The organism is Kitasatospora sp. NPDC058190 (assembly GCF_042883685.1).
GTDB lineage: Bacteria > Actinomycetota > Actinomycetes > Streptomycetales > Streptomycetaceae > Kitasatospora.
On record NZ_JBHVVI010000091.1, the window covers coordinates 25,042 to 36,484 of the forward strand.

Sequence of the window (11,443 nt, forward strand, 5' to 3'; positions counted from 1 at the left end):
GTCGGGCGGCGCCGTTACTCCTCTCGTGTGCGGTGCGGCCCCTGCGGGAGAGGCCGGTCGGCCCGGTGCGGCGGGCCGGTTAAACGCGGTGACACCCGTTGCCGGAACAGCGGGCGGCCGGTCGGGGCGCGTTGCCCCGACCGGCTGGTCGGTCAGTTGTTCTCGTCCTCCTCCACCCAGCCCATGGTGCGCTCCACGGCCTTGAGCCACTTCTTGTACTCACGCTCGCGGGTGGCCTCGTCCATGCGCGGGGTCCACTCGGCGGCGCGGTGCCAGTTGGCCCGCAGGGTGTCGAGGTCGTTCCAGAAGCCGACGGCGAGACCGGCCGCGTAGGCGGCGCCGAGGGCGGTGGTCTCGGCCACGTACGGGCGCTCGACCGGGGCGTCCAGGACGTCGGCGATGTTCTGCATGAGCAGGTTGTTGCTGGTCATGCCGCCGTCGACCTTGAGGGCGGTGAGCTCGACCCCGGAGTCCTTCTGCATGGCGTCGACGACCTCGCGGGTCTGCCAGGCGGTGGCCTCCAGGACGGCCCGGGCCAGGTGGCCCTTGGTGACGTACCGGGTCAGACCGGCGATCACACCGCGGGCGTCGGAGCGCCAGTACGGGGCGAACAGGCCGGAGAAGGCCGGGACGAAGTAGGCGCCGCCGTTGTCCTCGACCGTGTTGGCGAGGGTCTCGATCTCGGCGGCGGTGGAGATGATGCCGAGCTGGTCGCGCAACCACTGGACGAGCGAGCCGGTGACGGCGATCGAACCCTCCAGCGCGTACACCGGGGCCTGGTCGCCGATCCGGTAGCCGACCGTGGTCAGCAGGCCGTGGTACGAGTTGACGATCTTCTCGCCGGTGTTCAGCAGCAGGAAGGTGCCGGTGCCGTAGGTCGACTTGGCCTCGCCCTCGTCGAAGCAGGTCTGGCCGAACAGCGCGGCCTGCTGGTCGCCGAGCGCGGAGGCGACCGGGACGCCGGCCAGGTCGCCGACGGCCTCGCCGTACACCTCGGCGGAGGACCGGATCTCCGGCAGGACGGCCATCGGCACGCCCATCGACTCGGCGATGCTCTCGTCCCAGGCCAGCGTCTTCAGGTTCATCAGCATGGTGCGGCTGGCGTTGGTCACGTCGGTGACGTGCTTGCCGCCGTTGACACCGCCGGTGAGGTTCCAGATCACCCAGGTGTCCATGGTGCCGAACAGGATGTCGCCGGCCTCGGCGCGCTCGCGCAGGCCCTCGACGTTGTCCAGCAGCCAGCGGATCTTCGGGCCGGCGAAGTAGCTGGCCAGCGGGAGGCCGGTCTCGCGGCGGAAGCGGTCCTGGCCGACGTTGCGGCCCAGCTCGCGGCAGAGCGCCTCGGTGCGGGTGTCCTGCCACACCAGCGCGTTGTGCACCGGCTCGCCGGTGTGCTTGTCCCACAGGACGGTGGTCTCGCGCTGGTTGGTGATGCCGATGGCGCGGATGTCGTCCTTGGTCAGGCCGGCCTTCTCCAGCGCGCCGCGGACGACCGACTGGACCCGGGTCCAGATCTCGGTGGCGTCGTGCTCGACGTAACCGGGCTGGGGGAAGATCTGCCGGTGCTCCTGCTGGTCGACGGCGACGATCCGGCCGTCGGCGCCGAAGATGATGCAGCGGCTGGAGGTGGTGCCCTGGTCGATCGCGGCGATGTAGTTGCCAGTGGAGGTCATGTGGAGGGTCCTCGGCTCAAGTTCGGGGGGATTACGGGGTGGGTGGGTCTGACACGGACGTTCGATGCACGCTCGTCCGGTCAGTCCCCGTGCTCGGCGGGTTCCAACCCGGCCTTTAGAAGAGGGCGTTGTACACGCCGCCGGCCGCGAGGCCGCCCAGGATCGGGCCGACGACCGGGATCCAGGCGTAGGACCAGTCGGAGCTGCCCTTGTTCGGGATCGGCAGGATCGAGTGCATGATGCGCGGGCCGAGGTCACGGGCCGGGTTGATGGCGTAGCCGGTCGGGCCACCGAGGGAGAGGCCGATGCCGACGACGGTCAGGGCCACGATCAGGGTGCCCATGCCGCTGTCACCCAGGCCCTTGGTGGTGCCGAGGGTGAGGATCGCCATGCAGAGCACGAAGGTGCCGATGACCTCGGTGATCACGTTCTGGATCGGGTTCCGGATCTCGGGCCCGGTCGAGAAGATGCCGAGGGTGGGCTCCTCGTTGGCCTGGAACTGGCCGAGGTAGGTGAGCCAGACGAGCGTGGCGCCGATCATCGCGCCGAGCATCTGGGAGCCGATGTAGAGCGGCACCTGGCTCCAGTCGCCGCTCTTGACCGCGAGCGCGATGGTGACGGCCGGGTTGAGGTGGGCGCCGGACTTCGCGCCGGTCATGTAGGCGGCGATGAGGACCGCGAAGCCCCAGCCGAAGGTGATCGCCAGCCAACCGGCGTTGAGGGCCTTCGACTTCTTGAGGGTCACGGCGGCGCAGACGCCACCGCCGAGGAGTATCAGGGCGGCGGTGCCGAGGGTTTCGCCGACGAAAACGTCGCCATTGGAGAACGCGGACACAAAGACTCCCTTGTCATGGCCCGGAGGTGCGGGTGGGGGCAGGCGGCCGGTCGATCCCTGTGCGGGTGAGCGCGCTGTGGGAGTGATCTTCCCGGCCATCGTTCGACAATGTCGACCGTCATGCGGAAGCTTCCTCCCCAGGTCGGCCCCACGTCAAGGCGGGGTTACGCAGCTGTGACCCTTCCCTCGACGGGTCCCACGAAGTTACCCAGCGGAGCGCCCTGAATCGGGACAAAACGCCAAGGCGCGGACAGGGCTACCGCCCGTCCGCGCCTCAGCGTGACGATTCGACTGCTGTGCTCAGAAGCGCCCGGCACCCAGATCGCGCGAGATCGCGCGCGCCGCGCTGCGCACCGAGGCGACCAGCGAGGGCTTCACGAAGCCGTCCTCGCAGACCCGTTCCACCGGCCCGTTGACGCACACCGCGCCCACCGGGTTGCGCCGCCGGTCCTGGATCAGCGCGCCGATCGAGGCCACGCCCTCCCAGGTCTCCTCGATCGAGTCCGCCCAGCCGCGCTCGCGGATCAGCGCGCACTCGGCGTCCAGGTCGGTCGCCTCGGTCAACGTCCGCAGGGTGTACGGCTCGTACGGCCCGTCGCCCAACTCCCCACGCGCGACCGGGTCGTAGGCCACCAGCACCTTGCCGAGCGCGGTGCTGTGGAGCGGCTGCATCGAACCGACCTCCAGCACTTGCCGGGTGTCGTCGGGCCGGAACACGTGGTGCACGATCAGCACCCCCTGCTGGTGCAGCACCCCCAGGTACACGGTCTCCCCGGCCGCCCTGGCCAGGTCGTCCGCCCACACCAGCGCCCGCGCCCGCAGCTCGTGCACGTCCAGGTAGCTCTGGCCGAGCCGCAGCAGCTCGGCGCCCAGCTGGTACTTGCCGCTGTCCGGGTCCTGCTCGACGAACCCCTCCTGCTGGAGCGTGCGCAGGATGCCGTGCGCGGTCCCCTTGGCGAGGTCCAGCGCCGTCGCGACCTCGGACAGGCCCAGCCGACGCTCACCGCCCGCCAGCAGGCGCATGATCGCGGCGGCCCGGGATAGCGACTGGATCGGGCCGGGCATGGGTACCTCCGCGCTGACAGGCGGTCGACAATGTCGACCGCAGTGATGACGGGACGAGTCTGCCAGGCCGCCGTCCGTCCGTGCACCTTCCCCCTCGGTAACCCGTACTCGGCCGGGTGTTAACCTCCCTGGCCCTTCGATCGGCTTCTAGCCCTCCAGACCACTCATGCGCCCGCCTCGCTTCGCTCGGCAGGGGCATTCGCCCACGCGTGCCTCTGATCGGTTCGCTCGCTCCGCTCGCTCATGAGTCCCCGCCGCACCGCCACCTCGGCCGCCAGCGCGGCGATCCCGTCCGGCCCGACCCGGCAGCAGCCGCCGACCAGCCGAGCACCGTCCGCCAGCCAGCCGCCCACCCGGGCCGAGCGGAAGGTCGGCTCCCCGCGCCAGCCCCGGCGGTCGGCGTCCCACTCCTCCCCGCTGTTCGGATAGACCGCCACCGGCTTACCGGTCACCTCGGCGGCCAGCGCCACCGCCCGGTCCGCGTCCTGCGGCGTGCAGCAGTTGACGCCCACCGCCACCACCTCGTCCACCTCCGCGGCCAGCGCGAAGGCCTCCGCCAGCGGCTGTCCGGCCCGGGTCCGGTCGCCCGCCACGCTGTACGACAGCCAGGCCGGCACCTCCAGCTCGCGCACCAGCGCCAGCAGCGCCCGCGCCTCCTCCGTGTCCGGCACCGTCTCCAGCGCCAGCACGTCCGGCCGGGCTGCGGCCAGCACCTCCAGCCGCGGCCGGTGGAAGGCCACCAGCTCCGCCGTGCTCAGCCCGTACCGCCCCCGGTACTCCGAACCGTCCGCCAGCACCGCCCCGTACGGGCCCACCGAGGCCGCCACCCAGCGCCGCCGCCCGCCCGGCTCGGCCCGCGCCGCCTCCCGGGCCAGCTCCACACTGCTCGCCATCAGTCGCGCCGCGTCCGTGTGCCTCACCCCGCGCCGGGCGAAGCCCTCGAAGCTCGCCTGGTAGCTCGCCGTGATCGCGACGTCGGCCCCGGCCGCGAAGTACGCCCGGTGTGCCGCCACCACCGCCTCCGGGTCGTCCGCGAGCAGCCGCGCCGACCACAGCTCGTCCGACAGGTCGTGCCCGGCCGCCGCCAACTGGTTCGACATCCCGCCGTCCAGCACCAGGGGACCGGCCGCCAGCGCCGCGGCGAAGTCCGGCGGGGGAGCAATGGGCATCGGGGCCTCCTCGGGAGCGGTCCGTCCTGGTCACAGCCTAGAAGCCGGAGGCACCCGCCGAGCGGGAAAACCATTTGCCGCCGGGGAAGGCAGTCGTTACGTTGTGCTCAGACCGAGAACGACGGCACCAGGTGCCCTGGAGAGCGCGGAGAGGAGCCCGCGATGGCAGTCGACGAACCGTCCCCCCGGCCCGGCGCAGGGCCCGCGGCCGAGCAGGAGTGGCTCGCCGCGTACGACCCGCGCGCCTACGCCCCCATCGCCGTCACCGTCGACGTCGTCGCCCTGACGCTGCGGCGAGGCAACCTGCACGTGCTGCTGGTCGAGCGCGGCGCGCCGCCCTACCAGGGGTGCTGGGCGCTGCCCGGCGGTTTCCTGCGCGCGGGGGAGGAGAGCCTGGACGAAGCCGCGGCCCGCGAGCTCGCCGAGGAGACGGGCCTGCAGGGCGCCTCCGAGGTCGAGGCCCGGCTCTGCCGCCTGCACCTGGAACAGCTCGGCACCTACGGCGCCCCCGAGCGGGATCCGCGCATGCACGTCGTCTCCGTCGCCTACCTCGCCTTCGCCCCCGACCTGCCCGACCCCCAGGCCGGGACGGACGCCGCGGCCGCCGCCTGGCACCCGGTCGCCGACCTCGACCTGGGCCCGCGGTCCTGCGGTTCCACTCCAGCCACCGGTGTGCCCGTCGACACCCACGGGGGTGGCGTCGACGGGCACACCGGACCCCGCCCGATCACCCTCGCCTTCGACCACGCCCGCATCCTCACCGACGGCCTCGACCGGGTCCGCGCCAAGTTCGAGTACAGCCCGCTCGCCACCGCCTTCCTGCCGTACGACTTCACCATCCCCGACCTGCGCGCCGTCTACGAGGCCGTCTGGGACGAGAAGCTCCACCCCGGCAACTTCCACCGCAAGGTGCTCTCCGTCCCCGGCTTCGTCGAGAGCACCGGCGCCACCACCGAACGCGGCGGTGCCCGGGGCGGCCCCCGCGCCCGCACCTACCACGCCGGCGACGCCCGACTGCTCCACCCCGCCCTGCTCCGCCCCACCCGCGAAGAGCCGCCGAGCGACGCCGCCCCGCGCGACGGCTGGGCCCACTGACCACCCCGACCCCGGGGAACGCCGTTGACGAACAGGGCTACGATCCGGCCATGACCACTGACGAAGCGACCCAGACCGTCCACCGGCCCTTCTCCCACTGCCACTTCTGCGGGACCGCCTACCCGCCCGGCACCGACGCCTGGCCCCGCACCTGCCCCGGCTGCGCCGAGATCAGCTACCGCAACCCGCTGCCCGTCGCGGTCGCCGTCCTCCCCGTCACCCGCCCCGACGCCGACCCCGCGCTGGTCGTCATCCGCCGCACCATCGAACCCGGCTACGGCCAACTCGCCTTCCCCGGCGGCTACATGGACTACGGCGAGAGCTGGCAGCAGGCCTGCGTGCGTGAACTGTGCGAGGAGACGGGCATTTCGGCCGACCCGGCCGAGGTCACGCTGATCCACATGGCCTCCGACCCCAACGGTCGCTTCGTCATGCTCTGCGGACTCCTCCCCGCCCGCCCGCTCAGCGACCTCCCGCCCTCGCGCCCCACCGACGAGACCGACGGCTGGCTGCTCGCCACCGCCGACACCCCGCTCGTCTGGGACTTCCACAACGGCATCCTCCGCCGCTGGTTCGACGGCGAGTTCACCCAGAGCTAGGCGCTCGGGCCGCCACCGGCCGACCCTGGCGCGGCGGGCGATCACATGGCATGGTCTGCACCGACAGCCCAACCGGACGGGTTGGCCACGAGCTCTCCCGTCCCCACCACCGGCCGGGAGACCACCACCGTGAGCACCCCACCGCAGGACCAGCCGCTCTGGCGCCCGAACCCCGCTCGCGCCGCCGCCACCAGTCTGGTGGCCTTCCAGGCCTGGGCCGCCGAACACCACGGCGCCCCGGCCGCCCCGCTCGCGCCGGCCGACGACGACCAGCAGGCCGCCCAGCGCTACGCCGACCTGCACGCCTGGTCCACCGCCGATCTCGACCGCTTCTGGACCGCCGTCACCCAGTGGTTCGACGTCCGCTTCACCCAGGCCCCCGAGGCGGTCCTCGCCGACCCCCGGATGCCCGACGCCCTCCTCGCCGACGAGACCCGCACCGGCTCGCAGTGGTTCCCCGGCGCCCGCCTCAACTACGCCGAGCACGTCCTGCGCCACGCCGAGGACCCGGCCAACGCCGACCAGCCCGCCATCCTCCACCTCGACGAGACCGACGAGCACCCGGTCCCGACCAGCTGGGCCGAGCTGCGCCGCCAGGTCCTCGCCCTCGCCGCCGCCCTGCGCGCCCAGGGCATCGGCCCGCACTCCCGCGTCGCCGCCTATCTGCCCAACATCCCGCAGGCCGTCGTCGCCCTCCTCGCCACCAACGCCGTCGGCGCCGTCTGGACCTCCTGCGCCCCCGACTTCGGCGCCCGCAGCGTGCTCGACCGCTTCCAGCAGCTCGAACCCGACGTCCTGATCGCCGTCGACGGCTACCACTACGGCGGCAAGGCCCACGACCGCACCGACGTCGTCGCCGAGCTGCGCCGCGAACTGCCCTCGCTGCGCACCGTCGTCCACGTCCCGCTGCTCGGCGGACCGGCCCCCGAGGGCGCCCTCGACTGGGCCAACCTCGTCTCCGGTCCGGTCCAAGGGCCGGACGGCGAACCGGAGTTCGCGCAGCTCCCGTTCGACCACCCGCTCTGGGTGCTCTACTCCTCCGGCACCACCGGCCTGCCCAAGCCCATCGTGCAGAGCCAGGGCGGCATCCTCGTCGAGCACCTCAAGCAGGTCGGCCTCCACCTCGGCCTCGGCCCCCAGGACCGCTTCTTCTGGTACACCTCGACCGGCTGGATGATGTGGAACTTCCTCGTGGCCGGCCTCCTGGTCGGGTCCACGATCGTCACCTACGACGGCAGCCCCGGCCACCCCGACACCGGCGCCCTGTGGTCCGTCGCCGCCCGCACCGGCGCCACCGTCCTCGGCACCTCCGCCGCCTACATCGTCGCCAGCCGCAAGGCCGACCTCCACCCCGGCCGCGACCTCGACCTCTCCGCCGTCCGCTGCATCGGCACCACCGGCTCCCCGCTCCCGCCGGACGGCTTCCGCTGGATCTACGACGAGGTCAGCGAGGACGTCTGGCTCGCCTCCGTCAGCGGCGGCACCGACGTCTGCTCCTGCTTCGTCGGCGGCGTCCCCACCCTCCCCGTCTACCTCGGTGAGATCCAGGCCCCCTGCCTCGGCGCCGCCGTCGAGTCCTGGGACGTCCAGGGCCGGCCGCTCACCGACGCCGTCGGCGAACTCGTCGTCACCAAGCCCCTCCCGTCCATGCCCACCGGCTTCTGGAACGACCCCGAGGGAACGCGCTTCCACGACAGCTACTTCGACATGTACCCCGGTGTCTGGCGCCACGGCGACTGGATCACCGTCACCTCCCGCGGCACCGTCGTCATCCACGGCCGCTCCGACTCCACCCTCAACCGCCAGGGCGTCCGGATGGGCTCCTCGGACATCTACGAGGTGGTCGAGCGCCTCCCCGAGATCGCCGAATCCCTGGTCATCGGCCTGGAGGAGCCCAACGGCGGTTACTGGATGCCGCTGTTCGTGGTGCTCGCCCCCGGCGCCGAACTGGACGACACGCTGATCGGCCGCATCCGCACCTCTCTGCGCACCGAACTCTCCCCGCGCCACGTCCCCGACGAGGTCATCGCCGTCCGCGGCCTCCCGCACACCCTCACCGGCAAGCGCATCGAGGTCCCGGTCAAGCGCATCCTCTCCGGCACCCCGCTGGAGAAGGCCGTCAACCCCGGCTCCGTCGACAACATCGACCACCTGCGCTTCTTCGAGCAGCTCCGGGCCGACCGCCAGGCCTGACCGGCGCTCGCGACCGGCCCGCGGAACGCCGAAGGGGCGCTCCCCACCGCAGTGGTGGGGAGCGCCCCTTCCCGCATCCGTCCTCCTACCCGCCGGGGAGCTACTCGCCGGAGAGCACCTGCTGCACCGCGGTCCGCGCCTCCTCGGCGCTGTCCGCCGCCCGCGCGGCCTCAGCGGCCCGACGGCACTGCGCCAGGGTGTACTTGGCCAGCGTGGTCCGCACGTACGGGATCGAGGCCGCACCCATGGAGAGGCTGGTGACGCCCAGGCCGGTGAGCACCACGGCGAGCAGCGGGTCCGACGCCGCCTCACCGCAGACGCCGCAGCTCTTGCCCGTCGCCTGCGCGGCCGCGGCGGCCGAGGCGATCAGGTCCAGCAGCGCCGGCTGCCACGGGTCCTGCAGCCGGGCCAGCGCACCGACCTGGCGGTCCGCCGCGAAGGCGTACTGCGCGAGGTCGTTGGTGCCCAGCGACAGGAACTCGACCTCCTGCAGGATCGACCGGGCGCGCAGCGCGGCCGACGGGATCTCCACCATCGCACCGAATTTGGCGACCAGCCCGGCCTCGCGACAAGCGGCCGCGAAGTCCTTGGCGTCCTTGCGGTCGGCCACCATCGGGGCCATCACCTCAAGGTGCACCGGCAGGCCATCGGCCGCCTTGGCCAGCGCCTGCAGCTGGGTGCGCAGCACCTCCGGGTGCTCGAGGAGCGTCCGCAGACCGCGCACACCCAGCGCCGGGTTCGGTTCGTCGGCCGGGGTCAGGAAGTCCAGCGGCTTGTCCGCGCCCGCGTCGAGCACTCGGACCACGACCCGGCCCTCGGGGAAGGCCTCCAGCACCTTGCGGTACGCCTCGACCTGCTTCTCCTCGCTGGGAGCCTTCGCCGAGTCGTCCAGGAACAGGAACTCGGTACGGAACAGGCCGACGCCCTCGGCACCGTTCTCCAGCGCCGCCGGCACGTCCGCCGGACCGCCCACGTTGGCCAGCAGCGGTACCCGGTGCCCGTCCGAGGTCTGCCCCGGACCGGAGGAGGCGGCCAGCGCGGCCTTGCGCTCGGCGGCGATCGCCCGCAGCTCCTCCTGCTTCTCCTGCGACGGGTCGAGCAGCACGTCGCCCGAGCTGCCGTCCACCGCGACGACGGTGCCCTCGGCGACGTCCGTCGCCCCCGGCAGCGCAACCACGGCCGGCACGCCCATCGCCCGCGCCAGGATGGCGCTGTGGCTGGTCGGCCCGCCCTCCTCGGTCACGAAGCCGAGCACCAACGTCGGGTCCAGCAGCGCGGTGTCGGCCGGCGCCAGGTCCCGCGCGAACAGCACGTACGGCTCGTCGCTGTCCGGCACACCCGGCATCGGCACACCCAGCAGCCGGGCCACGATGCGGTTGCGCACGTCGTCGAGGTCCGCGACCCGACCGGCCAGGTACTCCCCGGCGGAGGCGAGCAGCGCCCGGTAGGCGGCGAAGGCGTCGTACACACCGCGCTCGGCGCTGCTGCCGACGGCGATCCGGCGGGACACGTCGGCCATCAGCTCCGGGTCCTGCGCCATCAGCGCCTGGGCCTCCAGCACGGCCTGCGCCTCGCCGCCGGCCAGGTTGCCGCGGGCGATCAGATCCGCGGCGACCGCCTCGACGGCGGCCTGGGCACGCGCCTGCTCGCGCGGGGCGTCCTCGGTCGGAATCTGGGTGGTCGGGGGCTCCAGGACCGCCGTGCCCATGTGCCGCACCTGACCGATCGCGACCCCGTGGCTGACACCCACGCCGCGCAGTGTCTTCTGCATGTACCTGATTCTCCGCTGAGAGGAGCGGCCCCGCCGGGAGCCGCTGAAGGCCGAGCCGCCCGTCAACTCCGGTGGGGCGGATGTGTGTCGGTGATTGAGAGGTCAGCTCCAGCTGAACAGCTTGTCGCCGGCCTGGGCCTCGCCGGCCTCGCGCACGTCGCTGAGCGAGTCGGGGGAGGCCTCCAGCGCCACGATCGGCGAGACCGGCGACTTGCCCGCAGCCTCGACGGCGGCCGGGTCCCAGCGGATGACGGCCTGACCGCGCACCACCGTGTCGCCCTTGTTGACGAGCAGCTCGAAGCCCTCGCCGTTCAGCTGCACGGTGTCGATCCCGAGGTGGGTCAGCACACCGTGGCCGTCGGCGTCCACGACGACGAAGGCGTGCGGGTGCATGGAGACGACGACGCCGTCCACCGGAGCGACCGCCTCGGTGGGCTCGCGAACCGGGTCGATCGCGGTGCCCGGGCCGACCATCGCACCCGAGAACACCGGGTCCGGCACGCCGGCGAGCCCGACGACCTTGCCGGTCAGCGGCGACGTCACAGTGGTCATGGTGGTGCCTCCCAAGTGCGCAATACATCGAGCGGCCGCGCGATGCGGCACACGATCAACTGAAGCCTAAATCATGCCAACTTCGGACATCTGCTGACATTCTCGGGCGAAGACCCGCGCCCCGCCCGCCTGTCGGCCGGCGTCCCATCGGCCCGTGACTGGTCTAGTCCTCTTAGCCGATGCGCCGCACTCTACAGGCATCTTGGCGAATCAGGACCATTGCTGTATATGCTCGCGAGAGCAACAAATCATGCCGCCGTCCGGGCGATCCCCGGCGCGCCCCGATTCGCGCTCCGACTGGCGACCCGCTATGGTTGGTCGAGTCGCCGCAACACGGCGGTTAACACCAGATTTCAGATGGAGAAAGCCCCGGTAAACGGAGCGGAAAACATCTGCTAAGCTGGAAACACGAAAGAACGAAGCGCCCGGAGGGCCCGCTGGAAGGCGGTCCGAAGGAAGCGTCCGTTCCTTGAGAACTCAACAGCGTGCCA

The 11,443-nt window shown here is 72.2% G+C and carries 9 protein-coding genes; 3 read left to right on the top strand and 6 right to left on the bottom strand.

What is annotated here, in order from left to right; translation table 11 throughout:
• Positions 1-152: 152 nt before the first annotated feature.
• The 4 genes from glpK to mmuM form a co-directional block, all read right to left on the bottom strand.
• Positions 153-1,673, bottom strand: a complete 1,521-nt coding sequence (glpK, locus tag ACFVWU_RS32470) for a glycerol kinase GlpK (protein ID WP_387627545.1) — start codon at positions 1,671-1,673, stop codon at positions 153-155.
• 115 nt (positions 1,674-1,788) lie between these two features.
• Positions 1,789-2,607: an MIP/aquaporin family protein gene (locus ACFVWU_RS32475; RefSeq protein WP_387627547.1), complete on the bottom strand. Its 819-nt coding sequence runs from the start codon at positions 2,605-2,607 to the stop codon at positions 1,789-1,791.
• Between the two features lie 201 nt (positions 2,608-2,808).
• Positions 2,809-3,573: an IclR family transcriptional regulator gene (locus tag ACFVWU_RS32480; protein ID WP_387627549.1), complete on the bottom strand. Its 765-nt coding sequence runs from the start codon at positions 3,571-3,573 to the stop codon at positions 2,809-2,811.
• Positions 3,574-3,737: 164 nt separating this feature from the next.
• Entirely contained in the window at positions 3,738-4,742 is a 1,005-nt protein-coding gene (mmuM, locus tag ACFVWU_RS32485) for a homocysteine S-methyltransferase (RefSeq protein WP_387627551.1), read from the bottom strand.
• A 162-nt stretch (positions 4,743-4,904) separates the two neighbouring features.
• Between mmuM and ACFVWU_RS32490 the strand changes: the two genes are divergently transcribed.
• The 3 genes from ACFVWU_RS32490 to ACFVWU_RS32500 all read left to right on the top strand — a co-directional run bounded on the left by ACFVWU_RS32490 (position 4,905) and on the right by ACFVWU_RS32500 (position 8,629).
• Complete coding sequence (locus ACFVWU_RS32490) at positions 4,905-5,837, top strand: NUDIX domain-containing protein (RefSeq protein WP_387627552.1); 933 nt, start codon at positions 4,905-4,907, stop codon at positions 5,835-5,837.
• A gap of 50 nt (positions 5,838-5,887) precedes the next feature.
• Positions 5,888-6,436, top strand: a complete 549-nt coding sequence (locus ACFVWU_RS32495) for an NUDIX domain-containing protein (RefSeq protein ID WP_387627553.1) — start codon at positions 5,888-5,890, stop codon at positions 6,434-6,436.
• Between the two features lie 129 nt (positions 6,437-6,565).
• Entirely contained in the window at positions 6,566-8,629 is a 2,064-nt protein-coding gene (locus tag ACFVWU_RS32500; protein WP_387627555.1) for an acetoacetate--CoA ligase, read from the top strand.
• Positions 8,630-8,729: 100 nt separating this feature from the next.
• Here the strand turns inward: ACFVWU_RS32500 and ptsP are convergent, their stop codons facing one another.
• Positions 8,730-10,400, bottom strand: coding sequence for a phosphoenolpyruvate--protein phosphotransferase (gene ptsP / locus ACFVWU_RS32505; protein ID WP_387627556.1), 1,671 nt, complete (start codon positions 10,398-10,400; stop codon positions 8,730-8,732).
• 102 nt (positions 10,401-10,502) lie between these two features.
• Entirely contained in the window at positions 10,503-10,952 is a 450-nt protein-coding gene (locus ACFVWU_RS32510) for a PTS glucose transporter subunit IIA (protein ID WP_387627557.1), read from the bottom strand.
• Positions 10,953-11,443: the final 491 nt, after the last annotated feature.